Origin of the sequence: Acinetobacter sp. WA-87 (assembly GCF_039938935.1) — a bacterium.
Taxonomy (GTDB): domain Bacteria; phylum Pseudomonadota; class Gammaproteobacteria; order Pseudomonadales; family Moraxellaceae; genus Acinetobacter; species Acinetobacter seifertii.
Genome location: NZ_JBDUVF010000007.1, coordinates 1 through 24,720 on the forward strand (window position 1 = coordinate 1; position 24,720 = coordinate 24,720).

Here is a 24,720-nt window from a genome sequence, read left to right on the forward strand (position 1 = left end):
CACCTTATCATCAAATTCATCACTTAAAGCAATCAACTTAATCACAAGTAACTGTTTTTTAACAAGTTTCTATCTGCATCACCGCCGATGGATGTGCATTATAGAGGATTAAGAACCAGTTGCAAGCGAAAATTAAAAACTTATGACTTGAGCGTTCACTTTTAAACCAAATACCAAATTAAGTTATTGTTTTATATTAATAATTATTTTAAATATTTATTTTTGACCCAAATAAGCCAGTATCATCATCGATAATTCTTGCTTAAGTTGTTGTTCTGATATGAGAAAATTATTCTGACTCACGTAACGCATCATCGTAAAAAGCGTACTATTAATAATTACAAAAGATTTATGTTTCACTTGTTCGAAGTCCCACTGATGAGGATTTCTACTAAATGTATATAGTCCCACTTCAAAAAAATGCTTCTCTAAAATCTGAGCAGCTTGCGAATGACTATAGTCATGCCAATGTTTCAGTACTTCTATAAAAAATCCGTGATCGGCTTTTAATGCATTAAATCCTAGCTCTATCGCCAAGGGAATAAGCAGATCTAAAGGAATATTTCCTTGATGCATAACCAGCTCTTTAAGTTGTTGTCCTAATAGTTCGCTTTTACGGTGCAATAGTTCTTCTATGATTTGATCTTTATTCTCAAAGTATTGGTAAATCGAGCCTACACTCACTCCAGATTTCTCTGCAATTTTAGGAGTTGTGGTATGAAGCAATCCATATTGGGCAATACAGTGCTGTGTTGCCTCTAAGATATGGTCAACAATAACTTTTGAACGCTGTTGCTGTGGGACTTTTCTCATCGTTTTTTATTCGTTAAATGCGAATTGAATGCGAATAATTATTCATATTAGCCTATTTATTATTCAGATCAATAAGTAAGTAACGATATGCAAATGATTAGCCCGACTCGACTTGCTTCTTTTAATGATATGCAAGATAGTAATTTCTTTACTCAGTTTTTAAATATCTGTTGTGAAAAACCTGTACAACCCAACTATACGGAATATTTATCTTTACAACGTGCTCTTTGTGAAGGGGACGTTGAAATGGATAAGGTGATTGATTGGGTTATGCAAAATCCCAAAGATCATCGCATGATTTTTGAAAAGATATTATTTCAAGGCCGTAATGACCTATTCGAGCCTATACCTAATGAGTTAGAAAATTTCTTTAATTACATTGAACAAAAGCCTGAGTGGTTAGATCAGCGCCAAATTGATGCGGCTGTTAAATTTACTCATCGTTTAGGAATAAATAATGGTTTTATTCTTAGAGATTTATCTTTAATGGCGGGATATTTATATCCTGGATTTAATCAACCATTAATTTTAACAGGCGCACTAAAGAAACAGGCAGGTACTCGTTTAGCAGAAACTACAAAATGGTGGGTTGATATTACTGAACCTCAAGGACTTGATCGTTTAAGCTCAGGTTTTACTTCAACGATTTATGTTCGTTTTATTCATGCTCTTGTTCGCCGACAATTAAAAAAGTCTGATCGTTGGAATAGTGACGTTTGGGGAATTCCTCTTAATCAGTTTGATTTAGCCATGACTAATTTGGCTTTTAGCAGTGTAGTTTTACTTGGTATGAGAGCATTAGGTATCTGGCCAACCAAACAAGAAACCAAGAGTTTTTTACATTTTTGGCGTTATGTCGGATGGTTAATGGGTATTGATGAAAAATGGCTTATTCAATCTGAAACTGAAGGCTGGCGATTACTTTACTGGATGCAGTTTGCTCATCCTCACTCCGATCACAGCAGTGTTGAGTTAGGATCAAGCTTGTCAAAAGAACCTTTTGAGAGAAAATATCTGCATCTGCGCTCTTTGCAGCAGAAGCTTGCTTATCGACAACATTTAGAACTTACCCAATTTTTTATTGGTAAGAAACGGATGAAACTACTTGGATTGCCTCAACAGTCTGCTCCATGGTTTGCTTATTATCTGATTTTGCGTAATTCAGTACTTTTTAACGGCGCAAAAATTTCACCCAAAGTTGAAATTTTTTTAACTCAATCAGGTCGTAATCTACAGAAACTTGGCCTACGTCTTTATGAAAATCAAGGTAAGGTAAAAACCTTAGCTAGTATGCATCAATAGTTTTTAAAACCTAAAAATAAAAAATGGAAGCCCGTTATCCGGACTTCCATTTTTAAATATTAAGGAGTCTATTGAGCTGATGAACTGTGCATTTCAGCGTGATTCATTTGCTCATGTGACTCCATCATCTGCTTGTTCTTTTGACTTGGCATATAATCTGGTTCATTGTTAATTGCCCAATAAAAAATAAGCATAAATAGTAAGGCTAAGATAGAGGCTACAATAAGTAACTTCCATCCCCACCAAGATTGTTCTGGCGATAGTTTATTTGTCATTTCATTTCTCTCTTTAAATTAATTCTTTCAGTTTATTTAATTCATTAAGCTGATTAAAACTTCATGCTCATACGAACCCAATAATTTCTTCCGATATTATTGAACTGCTCTTCGCTCGCAAATCCAAAGCCTGCACTTCCCGCTTTATTTAAGTGTTCTGTGTAGGTCTTATCTAATACGTTATCGATACCAACAGAGACATCAATATCTTTACGAAGGTTGTAACTTCCGTTTAAAGAAAGAGTTGAAAAACCTTTACTTGGTTTTAGATCATATCCCACGATATTACCTTGATGTAGACTCACACGGTTTTGCTCAGCAACCGCTCGCCACAACAGACCCAAGTTATACTTGTCAGCTACATATCGAATATTTAATCGACCTTCTAAAGGTGAAATTTGAGGTAGCGGCTTGTTATCTGTGGTGTTTTTACCCCATGCATACATCGCACTCAAATCTGCTTGAATATGGTCAGTAAATTGGTATCCAATACCCGCCTCTGCACCAGCAATAGTCGCGTCAACATTTTTGGCACCCGCAGTAATATCATTGCTCATATCATGCCCACCCATTCCCATACTTGGGTGATGGTGGTAACTCATTAAGATGTAGTCATCTACTAAACCTGCATAAGCTGAAGCCCATGTATTTAAAGCTCCATGTTGTTGCTGGAAGCCTAGATCCAACTGCAATGTTTTCTCAGGGTTGACACCGTTAAAGGTATTGGTTGAGCCAGCATTACCGTGTTTAGGCGAGAAAAGCTCCCAATAATCAGGCATACGCTCTACATAACCTAAACCAATATAGCTTTTTAAGTCATGCTCAGGATGTTGATTTTCCCAACGGACGAATGCGCTCGGTAACGTCTTTTCAAGTTTGGTGTTAAAACCTTGTGCTTGAGAGTCGGCACGTTCATCTTCAACTGTGACTCGATCTAAACGCACACCTGTGACCAGTTTGTTGAGATCGTTCCATTGATAACCAAGTTCACCAAAAGCACCGTATGATCGAAAACGCATATCTTGACGATATGGAACATTCATAGAAGGCATATTCGGCGATGACATGCTACCGCCATGCTTATTGAATTGAGAATCTACACCTGTAATCAGGCTCCACTTATTCCATTCAGAAGTCATGGCCAAACGTGAGTTTAATGTACGGCGCGTTACCTGCATTGCCATCGCGTTTGGCATGAGCATAATCATACCACCATGATTCATTTCAACTAATGGCGGAGTACGTAAGCTAAAGTTATCCATAATATGGTCGTTATAGCTGTAGTTCACCTGCCCTTCAATTTTCTTAATGACATCAGTGATATTTTTCTTTTCGAACCGCAGACCTAAGCTTTCTCGAGCAAATTGAGATCCGTCCATTGAACGTCCAGCATAAAGCGATTCACCATCCGATTTCCCACCTGTGAGTTCAATCCATGTGTCCTCATCTGGAGTAAAGCCAAGTGCTACATCAGCATTCCACTTTTTCCATGCTGAAGGTACGGTATTTCCATCACCGTCTTGATAACTATTCGATTCTGAACGGTTGGCATTTAAACGGATATATTTTTTCTCATCACCAACGGCCGCTTCAACATTATGATCAATACGTCCATATGAACCTAATAAAACACTCGCTTGTCCACGATAAGGTTTTTCAGAGGTGAGCTTTTCAGGCTGACGTTCAAAAAGCACAGTAGCTGCCGAACCAGTATTAGCATATTGAACAGTTTGCGGACCTTTAATGACAGAAATACGGTCATAACTTTCTGGAGAGATATAAGAAGTTGGAGCATCCATACGGTTTGGACATGCACCTAGGTTTTCCGTTCCATCTGTCAAAATTTTGATGCGTGAACCAAACATGCCTCGGAATGTCACATCACCATTTGTTCCACCGCTTTGTATTGAGTTGAAGCCCATAATACTTTGTAGATAGTCTGCTCCATCTGTAGCAGGTACTGGCTGAATTGGCTGTTTCGGGTCTGCATGTACAATCAGACCATTTGCATCGTTTCCTTGCTGTGCTGTAACAACAATAGGTGCCAATGAATGAAGCGATTTTGAATCGGCATCATTTTTTTCTGAATCGGCAAAAGCGAAACCCGAATGAGAGACAGCAAGCATCGCAACCCATAAAGGCTGTAATAAGAATTTAGAATGTGGCATTTTTTATACGCTCTAAAACATAAATAAAGTGATATCGAAGTCAATAAAGACCCCAACAAAAAACTGCTTTTATTTATGCAAATAGAGGCGGTGCACGCCCTTGCGGGAGTAAGAAGAGTCGCTGTAGTGCAAAATAAACATGTCGAAATGCTTGTTGATAGGCGACTAAGCGAACTTGTATACGAACGAGTACCTCTTTTACGCCAAATTCGGGAGGTAAAACCAGATTGGCGTAGACGGTACAATATTGACACTGGTGATTTGCATCATGGTGGTCAGGTAATTGTGCCTGCTCGATATGACGCTCATGATGCATATGCATGGTATGTGACATGGTTTCCATCTGTGCCTTGGGTTTAAGCAAAGCGCGGGTAATAGTTTCACAGACCGGAGCAATTTGATATTGCTTCGGCAATAGCGGCTGTAGAAATACCGCAATCTGTAAAAACACTGCTGCACATGCGAGCAACAGACCACTACGAAAAACCAAAAATCACATCCACACTATAATGTTTGAAAAAACTTTTAACGTTTCACCGCAACTTTTTCACGCTCGCGTTGACGAACAATCTTTTCGACTTTTTCACGTGCGCGCTGACGTTTAAGTGGCGACAAATAATCCACAAACAATTTGCCTTTTAAGTGATCCATTTCATGTTGGATACAAACAGCGAGAAGTCCGTCAGCTTCTATCTCAAATGCTTGACCTTCAAGGTTAATTGCCTCGATTTTCACACGTGACGGGCGATCAACTTTGTCGTATATTTGTGGCACTGATAGACAGCCTTCTTCGTACGGCTGCGTCTCTTCAGTCAGTGGAGTTATTTTGGGGTTAATGAAAACCAAAGGTTCATCTTTAGATTCAGACAAATCTATGACGATAAGCTGAATATGACGATCGACCTGAGAAGCTGCTAAACCAATACCTGGTGCCGCATACATGGTTTCAAGCATATCTGCTGCAAGTTGACGAATTTCATCAGTAACTTCTTCAACAGGCTTAGCAATGGTACGAAGACGGGGATCAGGAAAACTTAAAATAGGTAATAAGGCCATACTGACGTCCTCACTTATGCCATTGATTAAAAAACCAAATGAAGGAAATACTTCATCGAAAAATTGTGTGTTAGCCGCCTATTATAACGCATCTGCACGCATAATTTTTAGGAATTATCATAATGAAAAAGGTTTTTGACGGCATGGTTCAATTTCATGCTTTGGGGATAAAAAAGCATTTACTTGCTTTAGCACTCTGTACAGGAGTTGCATTTGGTACGGTAGCAGAGGTTCATGCTGCCAGTCCGAATCATAATCCGCCTTCTCTTAAAAGCAATGCACCCAATGTGTATGTTGTAAAACGTGGAGATACCTTATGGGATATTTCCGGTCATTTTCTAAATAAACCATGGCGTTGGCCTGAAATCTGGGCAAGCAATCAACATGTGAAAAATCCGCACTGGATTTATCCAGGTGACAGATTACTACTGTGTAGCTTAGATGGACGACCATTGGTAGGTAAAGATGAAGGAGATGGCTGTGTAGGTATTATTCGTCGTTACACAGGCCAAACCACAAACTTGCAACCACAAGTTCGTGTCGAAGCATTAAATAACAGTGTACCGGTTATTCCACTTGAACATATTAAACAGTGGTTAGAGCACAGTACTATTTTACCAGCCGATTCAATTGCCAACACACCTTACATTGTTGGGACAGCAGATCAACGTGTACTTGCAGGAAAAGGCCAAACTATTTATGCAAGAGGAAAAGGTCTAGTTGAAGGTCAGCGCTATGCTGTTTATCGCGAAGGCGAACCTTACTATTTCACAGACAGTAAAGGTAAAAAGCATAGCTTAGGCATAGAGCTGTCACAGGTTGCTTCTGGTGTTGCGATGTCTACTGAAAAAGACATTACCACATTGGAACTTACCGATAGCTATGATGGTGAAGTACGTCGTGGCGATCGTGTTATGCCTGAAGAACAAGCTAATTTACCAACATTATTTTACCCCGTAGATGCTAAGCAAGTGACTGATGGCGGCAAAATTATTCGCGTCATGGGATCAATTGGTAGAGCTGCAAAAAATAGTGTCGTGACTTTAGACCGCGGTACAGCACAAGGTGTTCAGGTTGGTCAAGTTTTTGATATTGATCAACAAGGCGAGACCATTCACGATCCAAAAACAAAAGAACCAATCCAGCTACCTGGTCAACAAATTGGTAGTTTAATGGTCTTTAGAACTTTTGATCAGCTGAGCTATGCTTATGTTCTAGAAAGCAACTTACCAATTAAAGTCGGTTCAAGCATTCAGCCACCTCGTTTTACTGATTAGTGCTGGATGTACCATTTACAATGCTTACCCAACTTTCTTCACACCATTACCACACACTTAAAGTGTGGTATTTGGTGCAACACTCGTTAGTTAGCTTTAAAAAAATTATTGATTATTTTGGAGACTGTGAAAAAGCCACTCAACCTGATGGTTTAGCAAAGTGGCAATCTCTTGGCTTACATGCTAATCACTTAAAGCGTCTAAACGAGTTTCAAACGGCGCAAGGTCAAACCGAGTTTGAACGACTTATACAACAAGTTCAGCGACATACTGATTTTATTCTAACGCCAGATGATGCTGGCTATCCAACTCAATTACTCCCTTATACAGATCATCCACCTGTTATTTTTGGAAAAGGTCAGGCACAAGCATTATTACAACCGCAAATTGCGATTGTCGGTAGCCGAAAACCTAGCCCACATGGTCGTCAGGTGGCTTATGATTTTGCCTATTATTTAAGTGAAAAAGGTTTTTATGTAAGTAGCGGCTTGGCATACGGCATTGATGAAGCAGCTCATCAAGGTGCATCTGTTCATCAACGTACGATAGCAGTGACAGGTACAGGTTTAGACAGTACCTATCCAGCTCAAAATAAAAAATTGGCAGAACATATTCTGGCTCAGAACGGCGCCATCATTAGTGAGTTTTTACCGGGAACACCACCTCTACAGCAACATTTTCCACGTAGAAACCGAATTGTTAGCGGTCTGAGTTTAGGCGTATTAGTTGTAGAAGCGACTTTAAAAAGTGGCTCCCTCATTACTGCCAATAAAGCAGCTGAGCAAGGCAAAATCGTATTTGCCATTCCCGGTCATATTTACAGTGAATTTCATCAAGGTTGCCATCAACTTATTCGTGAAGGTGCAATTTTAGTCGATCACCCTGAACAAATTATTGAAGACCTCGCCCTACCCACCCAATGGCAGAGCCAACAAAACTCAACAGAGGAGGCAATCGTTTCTTGCACCCCAGAAATTCCAGAGCATTTGATTAATCTTTATCAGTCTTTAGACTGGGTAGGCCAAAATATTGACCAGCTTATTTTGCATCATTCACAACCTGTTTCTGAACTCACCTCATCATTGATGGAACTAGAACTACTCGGTTTATGTATGCAACAATCAGGATTGTATTTACGTTGTCGTTCTTAATATTAGAGCGCACAATAACGACTCTGTTTGATTGAAAGGAAAGTATTACCATGATTACGACCTCAGTGACCGAAGCAGCCGAATGTTTACAACAAGGTCAAGTTTTGGCATATCCAACTGAGGCAGTCTGGGGACTAGGCTGTGACCCGTTTAATGAGCAAGCTTTTCAAAAAATTCTTGAATTGAAGCAGCGTCCTATCGAAAAAGGCGTCATTTTATTAGCTGGGCACATTAGTCAAGTCGAGCATTTACTGACTTCTTTACCACAAACGACTCAACAAGAGATCATTGACTGCTGGTCTAATCATCAACCATCAGAAAGAGCTACGACTTGGTTATTGCCAGCCGATCAGCATATACCTTCATGGATTAAGGGTGAACATCCCCTTGTTGCTGTACGAGTAACAACACATCCTTTATGTGTGGCATTGTGCAACGCTTTTCATGGTTTTATTGTGTCGACGAGTGCCAATCCTAGTGGACAAGAGCCTGCTCATTCACTACAAGATGCCTGCCAATACTTTGGTTCACAATTAAACTATCTTAATGGTGACTTAGGGCAAAGTCAGCAACCAAGCCGAATCATTAATGCCTTAACTGGTGAAGTCATTCGTCCTTAATTGTAGACAAAAAAAAGCTCAGTTATATAGGGATAACTGAGCATAAAAAAGGATGGGTATATACCGCATCCAGAGGGTTTGGATATCTCTGGAACGAAAGAAAAATTGCTTAAAATAGCGTCTTTCGTAGTGGACGCTATTATGTGGTAAGAGACTATAGTAGAGAAATATATAATTTCTCTAAAAAAAGCATGAAAAGTGTAGGGAATTTAGATTTTTTCGCTTATAAGTTAAAATTATATTAATATTTTTACTCGTCTTTTTTAATATTTATATTTCAACTTGTTTTTATAATCTATTTATAAATCATATAGAAAAACTTTAACTAAGAAAAAAATGGCATATTTTCATCAGTTTTTTCTAAAATATGCCATAGTTTTTTTAATGACTTTAGTTTTGCTCTTGGATTAAGTCTGGTTTTTTAACACTGACCTTTTTTTGAGCCATAATGATACCAATTAAGATCACGATGCCACCTAAAGTATGGTAAATGGTCCACTGTTCAGATAACCAAACGCTTGCAATGACTGCCGTAAAGACAGGAACCAAGTTCATGAAGATGCTGGTTCTATTTGGGCCAAGTTGTTGTACGGCTAACATCCAAACTAACGGCGCAATTAAAGAGGCAAATACTCCAGCATAAATTGCACTTGGCGCATTTGCCGCATTCAAGCCATCAAGACCAAACCAGAAAATTAAAGGCAGATGAAATATCACAGAAAACCCAATCTGCACATATAAGCTTGTCATGATTGGAAGCGGAAGCTGCCATTTTTTAAGGAAGACTCCATAAAATGCGTAGAAGAACACGGCAATAATCATTAAAGCATCACCAAGATGTCCACCACCACTTAACAGTTTATGAATATCTCCTTGGGACATGACATATAGCAAACCTGCGAAAGATAAAATACTGCCAAAAACTGCAAATCGATTAGGCACATCTTTTAAAATTGCAAGAGAAACAAAAATAGTAAAGATCGGAATGAATGCGTTCACAATCCCCATGTTAGTTGCAGTGGTATAGTGAGCTGCTGTGTAAGCAAGACCTTGATAGAGCACCATTCCAAATGCACTTAGCACAGCAAGCTTAGGCAAATATGGTTTTACTAACTGTCTCTGTCTCCAAACTGACACAATCATAAATGGAGTCAAAATGATAAAAGCAATTAGCCATCGATAAAAACTAATGCTCACCGGAGAGATATAATCCGAGACGTATCGAGTGACTACAATATTTAAAGACCAAATCAATACTGCCAAAATGGGGAAAATAAATGCCCATTTGTGATATTTCATGACCTGACTCATAGTAATACACCCTCTACAAAAGAGATTTTATTTTGGAGAATGTCTTAATAAATTGAAATATCGCATTTCCGACATTGATATTGAACTTAGGACATTACTAATTTTTTTAAAATAATGCCCAAGCTTTCATGGCATGCTCTACTACTTTGTGTAGTTGCTCGGTACTCGCGCCATCTCTCGCTTGAATCGTCAGCCCTTGAATAACTGTGGCATAGAAATCTGTCATTTCTTGAAGAGGTGCATCGGCAGCTAAGTCGCCCTGCTCTACCCCCTGTTCTAGACGTTTTAATAACTTTTCTTTGGTCTTTATTCTCTTATCTAATAAATTTTGCTGTACGTCTTGCGTTGCATCAGAACAATTCATAGCTGCAACTACCAACATACAACCTGCTGGCTTATTAGGTTGAACCAATCTTTTTACATTGTCATAAAGATATAATTCAAAAGCAATTTTTGCTGTTTTGGCTTCTAAAAAAATTGTTTCTATAGGGCATGCTTCATGAGCTAAGTAGTAATCAATACTCTTATAAAACAAGCCTGCCTTATCACCAAAAGTACTGTATAAGCTTGGTGCTGTAATTTCTAAAGCCTGCGTTAAGTCACTAATCGACGTTGCTTCGTAGCCATGTTCCCAAAAAAGTAACATTGACTTCTCTAACACTTGCTGCTCATCAAAGCATTTAGGACGTCCACGCTTCTTTTTCAGCGTTTCTTCATTAACAACAAGATCTGTTTCATGCCTATTTGTCATAAAGATCACATCTATTTTTATAACAATCGTTATTAAATTAATTGACGTTCGATTTTTTATCAACTATTTTATTTTTATAATGATCGTTAGTTAATTAAAAATTTGTCTTTCTTCACTTTGAATTTAGCCAAGTCAGGATTTCTTATGGAACAATCTACTACTTCTAAAGCGCGACCCACGACCTCCACTCAAGGGAGCTGGTTTGCCATTTTGGCCGTTGCCATTGCAGCATTTGCATTAGTAACAAGTGAATTTTTACCAGTCGGTGTTTTAAATAGCGTTGCGGCTGATTTGCATATTTCTGTAGGTACAGCTGGTCTTATCATTACTGTGCCCGGCATTATGGCAGCGATTGCAGCTCCGCTATTACCTGTTTCAGTCAAACAACTTGACCGTCGTTATGTGCTTATTTTACTCACTGCAATTATGGTCATTGCCAATACCATTACTGCTTTTGCAGAAAACTTCCATGTTTTATTACTGAGCCGCTTAATTTTAGGTATCTCAATCGGTGGCTTTTGGGCCACAGCTATTGCATTAAGCGGTAAGCTCGCACCTGCACATTTGCCTATTGCTAAAGCCACTGCCGTAGTTATGGCTGGTGTAACCTTTGCGACTGTATTAGGGGTACCAATTGGAACTTGGTTAAGTGAGTTTTATGGCTGGCGTAGTGCATTTGGTATTACCGCTGCGATCGGTCTTGTTGTACTCGTACTTCAACTGATTTTCCTACCTAAACTTATACCAGACTCAGCAATTCATATTCGTGATTTACCTGCGTTATTGCGCACACCTAAAGCACGTAGTGGCATGTTGATTGTTTTATTAATTGGTCTTGCTCACTTCTGTGCCTACAGTTATTTAGCGCCTTTTTTTAAGAATATTGCAGGATTTAACGGTACCACCATTAGTTCATTATTATTGCTTTACGGAATTGCTGGTATCTTTGGAAATGCATTTGCAGGATATAGCGGTAACTTAAATGTCCGTTACACTCTAGCCTTCGTTGGAACATGTTTTGCAATCGTGTTTTTCGGCTTTCCTATCTTTGCTATTCATGAATTTGGTGCCATCGTTCTTACTGCACTATGGGGCTTTGCATTCGGTGCCTTTCCTACCTCTGCCAATATTTGGATGTTTGTACACGCACCTCATGCCGTAGAAAAAGGCATGCCGCTCTTCGTCGGTATGTTCCAAGTCATGATTGCGACAGGCTCATTATTAGGTGGGTATGTAGTTGATCATTTCAATGAAAATACTTTAATTTATGGTGTATTAAGCTTCGTTGCTTTAGCATTAATTAGTACATTTACCTTTGCCAAAGGCTTAAATAATCCTAAAGCGACTTGTGAAAATTAAAATATTATTCAGAGTAAATAGATGAAAAATGAGGACCAACAATTTTCCTTATTGAACAATATAGAAGTTCATGAATTTCTATATGAAAAAGAAGATATTGTTCGTCCTCATGCTTCACTTTGGGGAGATTTTAATTTCAGTTTGAATGGCATTTTGGAAATGCAAGTAGAAGAACAAATCTACTTATCTCCTCCAAGCTATGGACTTTGGATTCCACCTCAAACGGTCCATCAATCTACTCATATCGACCATGAAATTCACTATATTTGTATTCGACTACACCCTAGCCTCTGTTCTATTTTAGGTGATGTCTGTAAATGCTTTAGTATTCAGCCTTTCTTTCGAACTCTGGTTTTACAAATTTTGGAGCAGCAAAAACAAAATGGAAAACCTGAACATTTAGAACATCTTTTGCAAGTTCTATTTGATCAGTTACAGCAAGCTACAGCATATTCTCATTACTTACCCCAAACACGTCATCCAGTTTTACTACCAATTTTGGAAAAGCTTTCAGATCCACTGCTCTTTAACCACTCTCTACAACAATTACTTCAGAATTTTTCAGTCAGTGATCGTCATTTATTGCGTTTAAGCCAACAAGAGTTACAACTTTCATTATCAGAATGGCGTAATCGAGCCAAAATTGTTTACGCCATTCATCAAATTCGACAAGGCATGCCGATTAAACGTTTAGCATATGACCTCGGTTATCAACACAGTTCCAGTTTTATTGAATTTTTTAAGAGATATACAGGCCAAACCCCTGTACAAATCAGAAACAATTAGCTCACAGTCTGCTTTTTCTTCTCTTTTTATTTTTTGAACACGAATATTATTGCACTCCTCAAGAATAGCAGTTAAAACAAATGCGTTACTTGATATCAATTACAATCTTTAGGAAAGACTCATGACTCAATCTGTATATCACATTCCAGTAAAAGCCATTTCAGGCGAAGCGGTTGACCTTGACCAATATAAAGGTAAGGTTTTATTAATCGTAAACACAGCATCTAAATGTGGTTTAACTCCACAATACGAAGGCTTAGAGAAGCTTTATCAAGCAAAGAAAGATCAAGGTCTTGAAATCTTAGGTTTTCCTGCAAACAACTTTAAAGAACAAGAACCTGGTTCAGATGAAGAAATTCAACAATTCTGTTCATTAAACTACGATGTTCATTTCCCACTTTTTTCTAAAATTTCTGTAGCAGGTGAAGATAAACACCCACTTTATCAAGCACTCACAACAGCTCAACCAGAACGCGTTGGTGAAGGTCCTTTCCGCGAGCGTTTGGAAGGCCTAGGTATTCCAACTAACCCAGCGCCAGAAGTTTTATGGAACTTTGAAAAATTCTTAGTGAATAAAAATGGTGAAGTTGTTGCTCGTTTTGCACCAAACTTAACAGCAGACGACGAACAAATTGTAAAAGCAGTTGAAGCAGAACTCGCTAAATAATTTTTATAGCGATTTCATAAAAAAGAGTGCTACAGCACTCTTTTTTTATTGTCTGGTCAAAATGTTGTTCATTTGCAACAATACCTTATTTCTACATATTTTATGCATATAGTACGCACTTGCTTTAGTTGATATTGTTTGTAGTTATGAAAAAAGTTTTACAAGGTGCATTTCTTCCTTTTGTGATTTTTGCTTCAGGTATGCTATTACTTGGATGTGATCAGGCACAAGATCGTGCAAAAGATCAAGACTCTGCTCAAGCTACTGAACAAACACTAGATCAAACTGATAACTCTCAAGAAGAAACTCTGCCTAAAAATAATAAAAATGAATTAAAAAATGGGAATGTTTTTTATATTGTTCGAGATGCTGCGAACTTACAGCTCAAAGCCGGTGACTATATTGAAAAGCTTAAGGACACTCAACTTGATGTTGAGCAAGCCATTCAAGATAAAGATCAGCAAGAGCTAAAAACAACTGTAACGACACTAAAACAGCAGTTAAAAGGCTTAAATCAAGCACTACTTAGTTTAGATATTAAAAGTCAGGAAGTTGAAAATATTCGTCAAAACTTATTACAGGCAAATCAACAAGTTTTAAGCATGCCTTTATTAAATGGAAAATTAGAACAAATCGATTTCAACCAAATTGAGAAACAGCTCAATACAATCCAAATGGATATGGTCAAACTTGCTGCACTAATTGTGGCAGGAGATGACAAATCAGATTCAAAAACTGATTCTTAATTTTCTTTTTCGCAATAAAAAAAGCCACCGTAAGGTGGCTTTTTCAATCTCAAACCGCGTCTTATTGAGCGCGGTTTTTGATTTTACGGATTGTTTCAAGCTGACCTGCAATCTCTGAAAGAGATGCTAAAGCAGCAGCTGAGTCCAAATCACTCTTTTGGTTTGCAAGCAATTGTTCAGCATTTTTACGTGCTTCTAAAATTGCTGCTTCATCCAAATTGTCAGCACGGATAGCAGTATCTGCAAGAACCGTTACAACATGAGGTTGAACTTCTAAAACACCGCCAGATACATAGACGATTTCTTCTGTACCATTTTCCAACTGAACACGAATCGGGCCCGGTTGAAGCAAAGTAACAAGTGGAGCGTGTCCTGGCAAAATACCAAGCTCACCACCTGCACCTTTCGCGATTAACATCGATACTGCGCCAGAGTAAATAGACTCTTTAACACTTACGATATCACATTGCATAGTCGCCATGAGATGATCTCCTTAAATTAGAGTTTCTCAGCTTTAGCAATCACTTCGTCAATACCACCAACCATATAGAACGCTTGTTCTGGGATGTGATCGTATTCACCAGCTAATAGACCTTTAAAGCCACGAATCGTTTCTTTAAGTGGTACTAATTTACCAGGAGCACCAGTAAATACTTCAGCTACGTGGAATGGTTGAGAGAAGAAACGTTGGATTTTACGCGCACGGTAAACAACCAATTTATCTTCTTCTGCCAATTCATCCATACCCAAAATTGCGATGATGTCTTTAAGCTCTTTATAGCGTTGCAATACGTTTTGTACTGCGCGCGCAATTTCATAGTGCTCTTGACCAACAACTAATGGGTCTAACTGACGTGAAGTTGAGTCAAGTGGATCGATCGCTGGGTAAATACCAGAAGATGCGATGTCACGGCTCAATACTACTGTTGCATCTAAGTGAGCAAATGTAGTTGCAGGCGATGGGTCTGTTAAGTCATCGGCAGGTACGTATACTGCTTGGATCGATGTGATCGAACCAGATTTAGTAGACGTAATACGCTCTTGAAGAACACCCATTTCTTCTGCAAGTGTAGGTTGGTAACCTACCGCAGATGGCATACGACCTAACAATGCTGATACTTCAGTACCGGCAAGTGTATAACGGTAGATGTTGTCGACGAATAATAATACGTCACGACCTTTACCATTTTCGTCTTTTTGATCACGGAAGTATTCAGCCATAGTCAAACCAGTTAACGCTACGCGTAAACGGTTACCTGGTGGCTCGTTCATCTGACCGTAGACCATTGCTACTTTGTCAAGAACGTTAGAATCTTTCATTTCGTGATAGAAGTCGTTACCTTCACGAGTACGCTCACCAACACCAGCAAACACAGATAAACCTGAGTGTGCTTTTGCGATGTTGTTGATCAATTCCATCATGTTAACGGTTTTACCAACACCAGCACCACCGAATAAACCAACTTTACCACCTTTTGCAAACGGGCAAAGTAAGTCAATTACTTTAATACCAGTTTCTAAAAGGTCAGTAGAAGCTGCTTGTTCAGCATAAGAAGGCGCTTGACGGTGAATCGGCAAACGTTCTTCAGTCGCAACAGGACCTGCTTCATCGATAGGACGACCCAAAACGTCCATGATACGGCCAAGCGTAGCTGGACCCACTGGAACAGAGATCGGTGCGTTTGTGCTAGTTACATTAAGGCCACGTTTAAGACCTTCTGTAGAACCCATTGCGATGGTACGAACAACACCATCACCAAGTTGTTGCTGAACTTCTAAAGTAGTTTCAGTACCGTCAACTTGGAGAGCGTCATAGATCTTAGGAACGCTTGTGCGCTCAAACTCGACGTCGATAACCGCGCCGATGATCTGAATGATACGACCGCTACTCATTGCTGTCTCCTCAATTCAAACTTAATAATGTTAAACGGCAGCGGCACCGCCAACGATCTCGGAAATTTCCTGAGTAATCGCGGCTTGACGCAGCTTGTTGTAAATGAGTTGTAGGTCTTTAATCAATTGTCCTGCGTTGTCTGTCGCTGCTTTCATCGCGACCATACGAGCTGACTGCTCACATGCAACGTTCTCAATCACACCTTGATAAACCATAGACTCGATATAGCGAACCAACAAACCATTTAACAATTCTTCTGCTTCTGGTTCGTAGATATAGTCCCAACCATAAGTACGGTTGAGATCATCGCCTTCTTCTGCTGGTGCTAAAGGAACAAGTTGTTCTACTTTAGGCTGCTGAGTCATTGCATTAACGAAGCCATTTGATACGAGGTAGATACGATCTAATTCGCCTTTATCAAATGCATCAAGCATAACTTGCACTGAGCCAGTTAACTGTTCCAAACTCGGCGCATCGCCAAGTTGGGTAGTTGCACCAAGCACTTTACCGCCGTAATTCTTAAAAAACGAAACCGCTTTTTGACCAATTAAAGCAAATTCAACTTCAATTGACTGCTGTTGTTGTGCTTTGACATGCTGCACAACTTTCTTGAACAAGTTAATGTTCAAGCCACCTGCCAAACCACGATCTGAAGACACTACGATATAGCCAACACGCTTAACTGGGCGGTCAACCATATAACGGTGTTTGTATTCAGGGTTTGCTTGTACCAAGTGAGCAATTACACGGCGCATATTATCGGCATACGGACGGCCCTGAGCCATGCGCTCTTGCGCACGACGCATTTTAGAAGCAGCCACCATTTGCATCGCGCGAGTAATCTTTTGCGTGCTCTTGATACTAGCTACTTTGGCGCGAATTTCTTTTAAATTTGCCATACGCTTAACCTAGTATTCGAAAGCCCTTTCGAGCTTCCGAAGGTTGATCCGTGAACCAAACTTAACTAAAACTGAACTTAGTAAGTTTGAGTCGCTTTAAAGCTTTCAATACCTGCTTTGATTGCTGCTTCGATGTCTTTGTTGTAATCACCAGTTTCATCGATTTGTTTCATCAACGGAGCATATTCAGAACGGAAGTAAGCAATTAACGCAGCATCAAAGTCTACGATTTTCTTAACTTCTACGTCAGCCATATAGCCTTCGTTAGATGCATAAACAGAAACAGCTTGGTCGGCAATTGAGTAAGGAGCATATTGTTTTTGCTTCATTAACTCAGTTACACGTTGACCATGTTCAAGTTGCTTACGAGTTGCTTCATCAAGGTCAGAAGCGAACTGAGCAAACGCAGCCAATTCACGGTATTGTGCTAAAGCGGTACGGATACCACCAGACAATTTTTTGATGATCTTAGTTTGAGCAGAACCACCAACACGAGATACAGAGATACCCGCGTTCACAGCAGGACGGATACCTGCGTTGAATAATGATGTTTCTAAGAAGATCTGACCGTCAGTAATCGAAATTACGTTCGTTGGTACGAATGCAGATACGTCACCCGCTTGAGTTTCAATAATTGGCAATGCAGTTAAAGAACCAGTTTGACCAGTTACTGCGCCATTAGTGAATTTCTCAACGTAGTCAGCAGATACACGTGAAGCACGTTCAAGAAGACGTGAGTGAAGATAGAATACGTCACCCGGATACGCTTCACGACCTGGTGGACGACGTAAAAGCAATGAAATTTGACGGTAAGCAACAGCTTGCTTAGACAAATCATCATAAATGATAAGAGCGTCTTCACCACGGTCACGGAAGTATTCACCCATTGTACAGCCAGAGTACGGAGCTAAATACTGCATTGCAGCAGGATCAGCAGCCGCAGCAGCGACAACAGTTGTATACGCCATAGCGCCAGTTTCTTCTAGCTTACGTACAACGTTTGCAATTGTTGATTGTTTTTGACCAATCGCAACGTATACACATTTAATGCCAGAGTTTTTCTGAGCGATGATCGCATCGATCGCCATTGCTGTTTTACCAGTTTGACGGTCACCAATAATCAACTCACGCTGACCACGACCCACAGGAATCATGGTATCAACTGATTTATAACCAGTTTGAACAGGCTCGTCTACAGATTGACGCCAAATTACGCCTGGTGCTACTTTTTCAACAGCATCAGTTAATTTTGCATCAATTGGGCCTTTACCATCAATTGGGTTACCCAAAGCATCTACTACACGGCCAAGAAGTTCAGGACCAACTGGAACTTCTAAAACACGACCTGTACAACGAGCTTTTTGACCTTCTTGAAGGCTTAGGTAGTTACCTAAAACAACGGCACCCACTGAATCCTGTTCTAGGTTCAGTGCCATACCAAATAAGCCGCCGTCGAATTCGATCATTTCACCGTACATTGCATCAGCAAGACCGTGAATACGCACGATACCGTCGGATACCATAACAATGGTACCTTCGTTTTTAGCGGTCGCGCTGGTGTCCAGATCTCCGATACGCTGTTTAATGAGCGCACTGATCTCGGATGGATTCAGTTGTTGCATTGCGCTATTCCTCAATCTTTTATTAGTTCAGTCTTCATCATTTGCATTATGCAAGAAGACGAGTACGCATTTTTTCAAGCTTGTTAAGCGCAGAATCATCTATCACTTGATCGCCTGCACGAATAACCACACCTGCAATCAAAGCAGGATTAACTTCTACAGAAACATTAACTGCTGCCTTGAAGCGTTTTTCTAACGCATGTGCAAGCAATTGTTCCTGAACAGAAGTTAACGGAAACGCCGATTCAATCACGACATCAACCGTATTGTTATTCTGTGATTTAAGCTGTTCATATTCTGCTGCAATTTCAGGTAACAACACTAATCGATCGTTATCTGCAAGAAGTGTCAAAAAGTTAGACACTGCTTGAGATTGATCTTCACCTAAAACTTTAGCAAAAAGCTTCACTTGCTCCGCAGGAGTAAGTTCAGGGCGATTTAAATAAGCGGAAAATGCTTCGTCTTGCACCGCAGCACTGAGCACTTGTAACGCATTCGACCAATTGTCTGTTGCACCTTGCTCAGAAGCATAAGCAAATGCTGCTTTGGCATACGGACGTGCCAACGTCAAGAGTTCAGCCATAATTCGCCTCGCTTAAAGTTTAGCAGCCAGCTGAGACAGCATGGCGTTATGAGCTTCTGCATCAACTTGTTGGTTCAGGATCTTTTCTGCACCAGTTACTGCCAAGGCAGCTACTTGTTGACGTAATTCTTCGCGAGCAGAATTGATCTCTTGATCAACAACTTCTTTAGCTTGTTGACGAATACGCTCACCTTCAGCCGCAGCTTGAGTACGAGCTTCTTCGATCAATTGCGCTGCACGACGGTTCGCTTGTTCGATCAATTGAGCCGCTTGTGCTTTAGCTGCATCAAGTTCTTGCTTCACTTGCGCTTGTGCATCGGCAAGGTCAGCTTTCGCTTTTTCTGCTGCATTTAAGCCATCAGCGATTTTACGCTGACGCTCACTAATCGCATTGATTAGTGGTGGCCAAACAAACTTCATGCAGAATGCGACAAAAAACGCAAACGCAATCGCTTGACCAATCAATGTGAGGTTGATATTCATTGCAATTCCTCAAATAGTGGATTTAGGAATTAAGCTGATTAACCTACAAATGGATTAGCGAAGATGAAGAACAAGCCAATACCAACACCGATCATAGGCACAGCATCAAGAAGACCCGCGATTAAGAACATACGAGTTTGAAGTTGTGGAGCTAATTCTGGTTGACGAGCTACAGCTTCTAAAAAGCGACCACCCAAAAGACCAAAACCAATCGCAGTACCCAAAGCACCGAAAGCGATCAAGATAGCAGATGCAATTGCAACTAGACCTAAAGTGAGTTCCATGAAAAATTCCTCAGAGGTTAGGTTATTACCAAATTAAATTAAAAAAATTCAGCCCAACCATCATTTGATAGTTAGGCAATACCATTAATGTTTTTCGCTTGCCATGCTCAAGTAAACGATGGTAAGCATCATAAAGATGAATGCCTGCAACGTGATTACAAGAATGTGGAAGATCGCCCAAGGCACAGATAACGCCCATTGAATCCAAAACGGCAATAATGCAATCAGGATAAAGATTAACTCACCGGCATACATGTTACCGAACAGTCGGAGAGCCAATGAAATAGGACGAGCAAGGAATGTTACCAATTCCAAAATCAAGTTCACTGGAATAAGCAACGCTTTTGCAACTGGATTACTTGGGTTAAATGGGTTAAGTGCCAACTCGCCTACGAAACCGCCAACACCCTTCTCGCGGATGCTGTAGAACAAGATAAGTACAAATACAGATAAAGACATACCAAGGGTAATGTTTGGATCTGTAGATGGAACGATCTTGAAGTAAACGTGGTGAGGGTTCATACCAAATACGTTAGCACCAATAAATGCAGCTACTTGAGGAATCCAGTCAACTGGGATCAAGTCCATTAAGTTCATGAGGAAAATCCACACGAAAATAGTGAGTGCAAGTGGAGCGATTAAACGTGATTTGCCATGAAAAGTATCACGGACACTTGAGTCAACAAACTCAATGATCATTTCAATTGCAGATTGGAATTTTGTTGGAACACCAGCTTTCGCAGTTTTCGCAACCATCCAAAATAACAAACAGAAAATCACACCAAGGCCAATTGACCAACCCATTGAATCCAAGTGAATTGCAGTGAACCCCATCGAATGAGCTTCTTCAGCAGTCTCAGCCAATTTCCATGTACCATCTGGCATTTTGCCATAGGTCATATTGGTCAAGTGATGCTTGATATACTCTGTCGAAGTGAGGGCATGTTCTTCAGCAGCCATAAATCACACCTGGTCAATGTCAATTACTAAAAAGAAGGGAAACGAACATCGGCGTACTGTCGATATCTCGCCACCCTCCAAAAAATCTTCAATTCTTCTTGTTTCTATACTCGTTTTTGTAGACGTGAAACCCAAAAAGGAGCAACCCACGACATCATTTGAACGAGGATAAAACCAAACAGCAATGCTAACGGTGATAAAGGTTTAACATTGCTCAAAATCAAAATAAATCCAACGATCATGATTGCAAATTTGCCTAACATGCCCCTATACATGTTAGACAGCACTTGTTTCGATGCTCTCGCACCTGCTGTTCTGAAGGATTGCCACGCAAAATAACTGGTAGCAAGCCAGCAGACCAATGCACCAAGTGCCGCACTTAATGCTGCTGTCATGTCTTTTATGCTCCACGCCACAAGTGCGGAAACAGGGATCATGCATGCTTGTAAGAAGACCAAAGCTTTTGCTAATCGTCGGTCAATCAAGCGACTAGTTTGGCTCATTATTTATCCACTCACAGCATAAATGCTTGACAAGTTTAGCTGATGATCGCTTTTAATCGCAGGCATTATAGAGTTACACCCCTGAACATGCAATCTTTTCCCGACTTTAGTCGGGGTTTTTCGTGACAGGTGGTGCTGACGCTACAGTCAGCCTTTGTTTACTTTTTATCTTACTTTTGCGTATTTAATACGCATTTATCGGTTTTTATAGCCAGTTTCTTCCATGCTGTTACAAAATCGTCCTCATTATTCATACTTTCATCAACGGGTTGGAAGGTAATACTGCCCAGTTTCTGATATTGACCTTTTGTTGTGAAACTTTCTGCAAGTAAACACATCTGAGGTTTTGGTCGATTATCATTAAGATACTTAATTTGAGCCGCTGTAGGCGCAACATGCGGGTCATCCGTTAAAGCACCTGCAAACTTTAAATTAAGCGAGCGCTCCAAATACTGATAAGCATCATGATAAGACCAGTAAGGTTTACCATTACTTGAGCTATCGTAAGCTTGAGCTGCCTGCAACATATTCCGAGCAAATGCATTAGCATTATTCCAATATTTCGCTTTACTTTCAGGATGCTGCTGCGAACGCAAAGCCGCAATAAAAAAGCCAATCCGCACTGCATTGTTTGGTTCTAACCAGACATGTGTATCTACAGTATTTGGTAAAGCAACGCCACGCGTATTACGCTGTGGCAAAACAGTAAGAATACCACTGTCTAATAAAGAAATTGCTTTCTTATTGTTACTCAGCAATTTGTTTAAAGGAGCTTCATGAGCTTTTCCTAACCAAATCACCAGCGAAGCATCATTGATTGCTTTACGATGTGCTGGGGTGAGTTGTACGTCATGCCCACTTTGCCCTTGTAGCAATAACTGAGGCTCTTCAACGCCCTTAGTAATTTCTTTTGCAATCAAATAGATTGGATGTGTAGAGACAACCAAACCCTGACTCCAACCTAGCGTACTCATTAAAGAGAACATACTGAAAACAAAAACGCGGAACATGACAGACCATCAATTAGTAATAGCTCGAAGCATGTTATAATATAACAAAGTTACAAAAATACCTAAGATTAATCGAATGAAGCATCGCTTCATGCTAATATTCCATTAAAAATTTGAGGTTATGTCTATGAGTTCTTGCACGCATGAACATCATGATTCTTTGCATGGTGTGCATGATCACCATAATGTCGCAAGTCGTTTAGCTGAAGCAGAAACTTTATGTTCTGCGGTTGGTGCACGTCTTACGCCTTTACGTAAAGAAGTTCTTGAACTCATTTTAAATGCTTCAGGTCCAATGGGTGCGTATGACTTATTAGCACGTATTAAAAGTCAAACAGATCGTCCTGCCGCTCCTCCTACTGTTTATAGAACTTTAGACTTCTTATTAGAAAAAGGTCTAATTCATCGCTTAACATCTATTAATGCTTATATTCCATGCTGTCATCCACGCGAAGGACATCAAGCTGCATTCTTAATTTGCACCGAATGTCACACTGTTAAAGAAGCATCTTCACAAGGTCTGACTCAACAACTCGACCAACTTGCAGCTTTAGATGATTTCACAGCACAACACAGCATTATTGAAATTTCGGGGAAATGCCAGCAGTGCCGCACAGCTCGCTAAATCCTGTATTGATTCAACTTGAACAGGTTTCTGTTCACCGTGATGATCGGGATATATTAAAAAAAGTCGATTTTGATCTGCATCAAAATGAAATTGTGACCTTAATTGGTCCAAATGGTGCGGGTAAGTCGACTTTAATTAAAGTTCTACTTGGAATTTTAAAACCAAGTAGCGGACGTGTCATAAGCGACAAAAAACTAAAAATGGCTTATGTCCCTCAAAAGTTTAACCCTTCTCATAGTCTTCCTTTACGTGTTCAAGATTTATTAGATCTTGAAAAATGTACCCCTGCCCTTCGCCAAGAAATTATTCAAGACACTGGCATTGCAAAGCTACAACAATCAAAAGTACAGCAGCTTTCTGGTGGAGAGCGCCAACGTGTGCTGCTTGCACGTGCTTTACTTAGAAAGCCAGATATCCTCGTTCTTGATGAACCGATGCAAGGTCTAGATATTCAATCTGAAGCTGAGCTTTATGAGTATGTGCGTAGTCTGCCGGAGCGTTATGGATGTGCCATTTTAATTGTTTCCCACGATTTACAGTGGGTTATGCAAGGGACGCATAGAGTTGTTTGTTTAAATAAACATATATGCTGCAGCGGTTTACCTGAAAATATTCAACAGCATCCTGAGTATCAGGCAATATTTGGTACCCAGCGAGTCTTTTATCAACACCATCATGACCACTGTGCGCATGGTGATGCAGCACACCCCTGCCCTCACAATAGTCGACCTCACATTCACCCAGAACCGGAAGCTTAAGCCATGATGGAATGGTTACAATTATTGTTGCCCGCATGGATTATGGGAACCTTATTGGTCTTTTTGACCGCACCACTTGGTTGTCTCATGCTATGGAGACGTATGTCTTTTTTTGCAGACACCATGGCACATGGAACCTTACTTGGAGTAGCAATTGCTGGTGCTTTAAGCCTTCCTTTGTGGCTTGGCGTGGCAGGTACTGCCATTTTATTAGTCGCTATTTTATGGGCACTGCATGACAATCGTTTGCCAAACGATGCTCTACTTGCCTTATGCTCAGCAACATTACTATGTAGTGGTCTTCTATTTATTCAACATGTTCCAAGTTTAAGACCAGAGCTTTTAAGTTATTTATTCGGTGATTTACTCAGTATCGACTGGCACGATTTACCTGTTTTCACATTAATTATTGCCGTATCACTGACAATTCTTTATCGCTTTTGGCAGCCTCAAATTCAAATTGCCATTGATCCAGACATTGCAATTAGTGAAGGCGTAAATGCGAAATGGCAGCGTCTCATTTTTATGTTACTGCTAGCGTTATTTACAGTGTTAGCTTTACGAGCAGTAGGTTCACTTTTAATGGGTGCTTTACTGGTTATTCCAGCATTGAGCGCTCGACTACTCGCTCATTCACCAAAGCAAATGGTTGTTTGGGCTTTTGTTTTAGCTCAACTTGGTGTCAGTGTCGGCCTATGGTCAAGCGCAGCACTAAATATCTCAACTGGCCTCAGTATTGTTTTATGTATGGCTTTGGGTTTTGCTCTTATTTTCATGGTTCAAAAAATCAAAAACCAAACTCAAGCGGCCTAAA

The 24,720-nt window shown here is 40.0% G+C and carries 27 protein-coding genes and 1 pseudogene; 11 read left to right on the forward strand and 17 right to left on the reverse strand.

Going from position 1 to position 24,720, the window contains the following annotated elements; all coding sequences use genetic code 11:
• Positions 1-245: 245 nt before the first annotated feature.
• Positions 246-813: pseudogene (locus ABFY81_RS16495) on the reverse strand (TetR/AcrR family transcriptional regulator).
• Between the two features lie 87 nt (positions 814-900).
• Here ABFY81_RS16495 and ABFY81_RS16500 point away from each other — a divergent pair.
• Complete coding sequence (locus ABFY81_RS16500) at positions 901-2,115, forward strand: oxygenase MpaB family protein (RefSeq protein ID WP_347914191.1); 1,215 nt, start codon at positions 901-903, stop codon at positions 2,113-2,115.
• A gap of 68 nt (positions 2,116-2,183) precedes the next feature.
• Here the strand turns inward: ABFY81_RS16500 and ABFY81_RS16505 are convergent, their stop codons facing one another.
• The 4 genes from ABFY81_RS16505 to def form a co-directional block, all read right to left on the reverse strand.
• The gene (locus tag ABFY81_RS16505) at positions 2,184-2,390 is read right to left on the reverse strand and encodes a hypothetical protein (protein WP_039252952.1); all 207 of its coding nucleotides are present in this window, start codon (positions 2,388-2,390) and stop codon (positions 2,184-2,186) included.
• A gap of 53 nt (positions 2,391-2,443) precedes the next feature.
• The gene (locus ABFY81_RS16510; protein WP_347914192.1) at positions 2,444-4,558 is read right to left on the reverse strand and encodes a TonB-dependent copper receptor; all 2,115 of its coding nucleotides are present in this window, start codon (positions 4,556-4,558) and stop codon (positions 2,444-2,446) included.
• A 73-nt stretch (positions 4,559-4,631) separates the two neighbouring features.
• Positions 4,632-5,048: a DUF2946 family protein gene (locus tag ABFY81_RS16515; protein ID WP_347914193.1), complete on the reverse strand. Its 417-nt coding sequence runs from the start codon at positions 5,046-5,048 to the stop codon at positions 4,632-4,634.
• Positions 5,049-5,083: 35 nt separating this feature from the next.
• A complete protein-coding gene (gene def / locus ABFY81_RS16520) occupies positions 5,084-5,614 on the reverse strand; it encodes a peptide deformylase (protein WP_004705924.1) in 531 nt (176 codons plus the stop codon).
• 122 nt (positions 5,615-5,736) lie between these two features.
• Here def and ABFY81_RS16525 point away from each other — a divergent pair, with 122 nt between their 5' ends.
• From ABFY81_RS16525 to ABFY81_RS16535, 3 genes are read left to right on the forward strand one after another with little or no spacing between them, the layout of a single operon-like run.
• Positions 5,737-6,891, forward strand: a complete 1,155-nt coding sequence (locus tag ABFY81_RS16525) for a LysM peptidoglycan-binding domain-containing protein (protein WP_347914194.1) — start codon at positions 5,737-5,739, stop codon at positions 6,889-6,891.
• Between the two features lie 20 nt (positions 6,892-6,911).
• Positions 6,912-8,042: a DNA-processing protein DprA gene (gene dprA, locus ABFY81_RS16530; protein ID WP_347914195.1), complete on the forward strand. Its 1,131-nt coding sequence runs from the start codon at positions 6,912-6,914 to the stop codon at positions 8,040-8,042.
• Between the two features lie 50 nt (positions 8,043-8,092).
• Positions 8,093-8,662: a Sua5/YciO/YrdC/YwlC family protein gene (locus ABFY81_RS16535; protein ID WP_019458003.1), complete on the forward strand. Its 570-nt coding sequence runs from the start codon at positions 8,093-8,095 to the stop codon at positions 8,660-8,662.
• 390 nt (positions 8,663-9,052) lie between these two features.
• Here the strand turns inward: ABFY81_RS16535 and ABFY81_RS16540 are convergent, their stop codons facing one another.
• Together ABFY81_RS16540 and ABFY81_RS16545 are read right to left on the reverse strand one after the other, a co-directional pair.
• Positions 9,053-9,973 (reverse strand): DMT family transporter, encoded by a 921-nt coding sequence (locus ABFY81_RS16540; protein WP_004705929.1) that lies wholly within the window; start codon positions 9,971-9,973, stop codon positions 9,053-9,055.
• Positions 9,974-10,079: 106 nt separating this feature from the next.
• Positions 10,080-10,733, reverse strand: coding sequence for a TetR/AcrR family transcriptional regulator (locus tag ABFY81_RS16545; protein WP_077164355.1), 654 nt, complete (start codon positions 10,731-10,733; stop codon positions 10,080-10,082).
• Between the two features lie 135 nt (positions 10,734-10,868).
• Here ABFY81_RS16545 and ABFY81_RS16550 point away from each other — a divergent pair, with 135 nt between their 5' ends.
• From ABFY81_RS16550 to ABFY81_RS16565, 4 genes are all read left to right on the forward strand, one after another.
• Complete coding sequence (locus ABFY81_RS16550) at positions 10,869-12,083, forward strand: MFS transporter (RefSeq protein WP_347914196.1); 1,215 nt, start codon at positions 10,869-10,871, stop codon at positions 12,081-12,083.
• Between the two features lie 21 nt (positions 12,084-12,104).
• Positions 12,105-12,869 (forward strand): AraC family transcriptional regulator, encoded by a 765-nt coding sequence (locus ABFY81_RS16555; RefSeq protein ID WP_347914197.1) that lies wholly within the window; start codon positions 12,105-12,107, stop codon positions 12,867-12,869.
• A gap of 121 nt (positions 12,870-12,990) precedes the next feature.
• Positions 12,991-13,536: a glutathione peroxidase gene (locus tag ABFY81_RS16560; RefSeq protein WP_004705933.1), complete on the forward strand. Its 546-nt coding sequence runs from the start codon at positions 12,991-12,993 to the stop codon at positions 13,534-13,536.
• Between the two features lie 146 nt (positions 13,537-13,682).
• The gene (locus ABFY81_RS16565; RefSeq protein ID WP_347914198.1) at positions 13,683-14,282 is read left to right on the forward strand and encodes a hypothetical protein; all 600 of its coding nucleotides are present in this window, start codon (positions 13,683-13,685) and stop codon (positions 14,280-14,282) included.
• Between the two features lie 61 nt (positions 14,283-14,343).
• Here ABFY81_RS16565 and ABFY81_RS16570 read toward each other — a convergent pair whose 3' ends face one another.
• The 10 genes from ABFY81_RS16570 to ABFY81_RS16615 all read right to left on the reverse strand — a co-directional run bounded on the left by ABFY81_RS16570 (position 14,344) and on the right by ABFY81_RS16615 (position 22,520).
• Positions 14,344-14,763: a F0F1 ATP synthase subunit epsilon gene (locus tag ABFY81_RS16570; protein ID WP_004705935.1), complete on the reverse strand. Its 420-nt coding sequence runs from the start codon at positions 14,761-14,763 to the stop codon at positions 14,344-14,346.
• A 17-nt stretch (positions 14,764-14,780) separates the two neighbouring features.
• Positions 14,781-16,175 (reverse strand): F0F1 ATP synthase subunit beta, encoded by a 1,395-nt coding sequence (atpD, locus tag ABFY81_RS16575; protein ID WP_004705936.1) that lies wholly within the window; start codon positions 16,173-16,175, stop codon positions 14,781-14,783.
• A 30-nt stretch (positions 16,176-16,205) separates the two neighbouring features.
• A complete protein-coding gene (gene atpG, locus ABFY81_RS16580; RefSeq protein WP_002114131.1) occupies positions 16,206-17,075 on the reverse strand; it encodes a F0F1 ATP synthase subunit gamma in 870 nt (289 codons plus the stop codon).
• 77 nt (positions 17,076-17,152) lie between these two features.
• Positions 17,153-18,697, reverse strand: coding sequence for a F0F1 ATP synthase subunit alpha (atpA, locus tag ABFY81_RS16585; RefSeq protein ID WP_004705937.1), 1,545 nt, complete (start codon positions 18,695-18,697; stop codon positions 17,153-17,155).
• A 46-nt stretch (positions 18,698-18,743) separates the two neighbouring features.
• Positions 18,744-19,280, reverse strand: a complete 537-nt coding sequence (locus ABFY81_RS16590; RefSeq protein WP_004705938.1) for a F0F1 ATP synthase subunit delta — start codon at positions 19,278-19,280, stop codon at positions 18,744-18,746.
• Positions 19,281-19,292: 12 nt separating this feature from the next.
• Positions 19,293-19,763, reverse strand: coding sequence for a F0F1 ATP synthase subunit B (locus ABFY81_RS16595; RefSeq protein ID WP_002054137.1), 471 nt, complete (start codon positions 19,761-19,763; stop codon positions 19,293-19,295).
• Positions 19,764-19,801: 38 nt separating this feature from the next.
• The gene (gene atpE, locus ABFY81_RS16600) at positions 19,802-20,047 is read right to left on the reverse strand and encodes a F0F1 ATP synthase subunit C (protein ID WP_000424060.1); all 246 of its coding nucleotides are present in this window, start codon (positions 20,045-20,047) and stop codon (positions 19,802-19,804) included.
• Positions 20,048-20,131: 84 nt separating this feature from the next.
• Entirely contained in the window at positions 20,132-21,007 is an 876-nt protein-coding gene (atpB, locus tag ABFY81_RS16605; RefSeq protein ID WP_004705939.1) for a F0F1 ATP synthase subunit A, read from the reverse strand.
• Positions 21,008-21,111: 104 nt separating this feature from the next.
• Complete coding sequence (locus ABFY81_RS16610; RefSeq protein ID WP_004705940.1) at positions 21,112-21,510, reverse strand: ATP synthase subunit I; 399 nt, start codon at positions 21,508-21,510, stop codon at positions 21,112-21,114.
• A 170-nt stretch (positions 21,511-21,680) separates the two neighbouring features.
• Positions 21,681-22,520 carry a zinc ABC transporter substrate-binding protein gene (locus ABFY81_RS16615; protein WP_004705941.1) on the reverse strand — a complete coding sequence of 280 codons (840 nt, stop codon included), beginning with the start codon at positions 22,518-22,520 and terminating at the stop codon, positions 21,681-21,683.
• Positions 22,521-22,647: 127 nt separating this feature from the next.
• On the opposite strand from ABFY81_RS16615, the gene ABFY81_RS16620 reads away from it, so the two are divergent.
• Genes ABFY81_RS16620 through znuB form a run of 3 tightly spaced genes read left to right on the forward strand, consistent with a single transcriptional unit; the run spans position 22,648 to position 24,719 of the window.
• Complete coding sequence (locus ABFY81_RS16620; protein WP_002054239.1) at positions 22,648-23,145, forward strand: transcriptional repressor; 498 nt, start codon at positions 22,648-22,650, stop codon at positions 23,143-23,145.
• A complete protein-coding gene (gene znuC / locus ABFY81_RS16625; RefSeq protein WP_068933987.1) occupies positions 23,118-23,906 on the forward strand; it encodes a zinc ABC transporter ATP-binding protein ZnuC in 789 nt (262 codons plus the stop codon). Before ABFY81_RS16620 ends, znuC begins: the two co-directional genes overlap by 28 nt.
• A 3-nt stretch (positions 23,907-23,909) precedes the next feature.
• Positions 23,910-24,719, forward strand: coding sequence for a zinc ABC transporter permease subunit ZnuB (gene znuB, locus ABFY81_RS16630; RefSeq protein WP_240288400.1), 810 nt, complete (start codon positions 23,910-23,912; stop codon positions 24,717-24,719).
• Position 24,720 lies beyond the last annotated feature (1 nt).

What these genes read in the sequence shown, in the direction of transcription:
- atpA (WP_004705937.1), bottom strand. Translation starts at nt 18,697, where the DNA reads ATGCAACAACTGAATCCATCCGAGATCAGTGCGCTCATTAAACAGCGT.
- atpD (WP_004705936.1), bottom strand. Translation starts at nt 16,175, where the DNA reads ATGAGTAGCGGTCGTATCATTCAGATCATCGGCGCGGTTATCGACGTC.
- ABFY81_RS16510 (WP_347914192.1), bottom strand. Translation starts at nt 4,558, where the DNA reads ATGCCACATTCTAAATTCTTATTACAGCCTTTATGGGTTGCGATGCTT.
- ABFY81_RS16595 (WP_002054137.1), bottom strand. Translation starts at nt 19,763, where the DNA reads ATGAATATCAACCTCACATTGATTGGTCAAGCGATTGCGTTTGCGTTT.
- ABFY81_RS16500 (WP_347914191.1), top strand. Translation starts at nt 901, where the DNA reads ATGCAAATGATTAGCCCGACTCGACTTGCTTCTTTTAATGATATGCAA.
- def (WP_004705924.1), bottom strand. Translation starts at nt 5,614, where the DNA reads ATGGCCTTATTACCTATTTTAAGTTTTCCTGATCCCCGTCTTCGTACC.
- ABFY81_RS16590 (WP_004705938.1), bottom strand. Translation starts at nt 19,280, where the DNA reads ATGGCTGAACTCTTGACGTTGGCACGTCCGTATGCCAAAGCAGCATTT.
- ABFY81_RS16535 (WP_019458003.1), top strand. Translation starts at nt 8,093, where the DNA reads ATGATTACGACCTCAGTGACCGAAGCAGCCGAATGTTTACAACAAGGT.
- ABFY81_RS16550 (WP_347914196.1), top strand. Translation starts at nt 10,869, where the DNA reads ATGGAACAATCTACTACTTCTAAAGCGCGACCCACGACCTCCACTCAA.
- atpG (WP_002114131.1), bottom strand. Translation starts at nt 17,075, where the DNA reads ATGGCAAATTTAAAAGAAATTCGCGCCAAAGTAGCTAGTATCAAGAGC.
- ABFY81_RS16560 (WP_004705933.1), top strand. Translation starts at nt 12,991, where the DNA reads ATGACTCAATCTGTATATCACATTCCAGTAAAAGCCATTTCAGGCGAA.
- ABFY81_RS16615 (WP_004705941.1), bottom strand. Translation starts at nt 22,520, where the DNA reads ATGTTCCGCGTTTTTGTTTTCAGTATGTTCTCTTTAATGAGTACGCTA.
- ABFY81_RS16525 (WP_347914194.1), top strand. Translation starts at nt 5,737, where the DNA reads ATGAAAAAGGTTTTTGACGGCATGGTTCAATTTCATGCTTTGGGGATA.
- ABFY81_RS16610 (WP_004705940.1), bottom strand. Translation starts at nt 21,510, where the DNA reads ATGAGCCAAACTAGTCGCTTGATTGACCGACGATTAGCAAAAGCTTTG.
- znuC (WP_068933987.1), top strand. Translation starts at nt 23,118, where the DNA reads ATGCCAGCAGTGCCGCACAGCTCGCTAAATCCTGTATTGATTCAACTT.
- atpE (WP_000424060.1), bottom strand. Translation starts at nt 20,047, where the DNA reads ATGGAACTCACTTTAGGTCTAGTTGCAATTGCATCTGCTATCTTGATC.
- ABFY81_RS16620 (WP_002054239.1), top strand. Translation starts at nt 22,648, where the DNA reads ATGAGTTCTTGCACGCATGAACATCATGATTCTTTGCATGGTGTGCAT.
- ABFY81_RS16555 (WP_347914197.1), top strand. Translation starts at nt 12,105, where the DNA reads ATGAAAAATGAGGACCAACAATTTTCCTTATTGAACAATATAGAAGTT.
- ABFY81_RS16565 (WP_347914198.1), top strand. Translation starts at nt 13,683, where the DNA reads ATGAAAAAAGTTTTACAAGGTGCATTTCTTCCTTTTGTGATTTTTGCT.
- ABFY81_RS16505 (WP_039252952.1), bottom strand. Translation starts at nt 2,390, where the DNA reads ATGACAAATAAACTATCGCCAGAACAATCTTGGTGGGGATGGAAGTTA.
- znuB (WP_240288400.1), top strand. Translation starts at nt 23,910, where the DNA reads ATGATGGAATGGTTACAATTATTGTTGCCCGCATGGATTATGGGAACC.
- dprA (WP_347914195.1), top strand. Translation starts at nt 6,912, where the DNA reads ATGCTTACCCAACTTTCTTCACACCATTACCACACACTTAAAGTGTGG.
- ABFY81_RS16570 (WP_004705935.1), bottom strand. Translation starts at nt 14,763, where the DNA reads ATGGCGACTATGCAATGTGATATCGTAAGTGTTAAAGAGTCTATTTAC.
- ABFY81_RS16540 (WP_004705929.1), bottom strand. Translation starts at nt 9,973, where the DNA reads ATGAGTCAGGTCATGAAATATCACAAATGGGCATTTATTTTCCCCATT.
- atpB (WP_004705939.1), bottom strand. Translation starts at nt 21,007, where the DNA reads ATGGCTGCTGAAGAACATGCCCTCACTTCGACAGAGTATATCAAGCAT.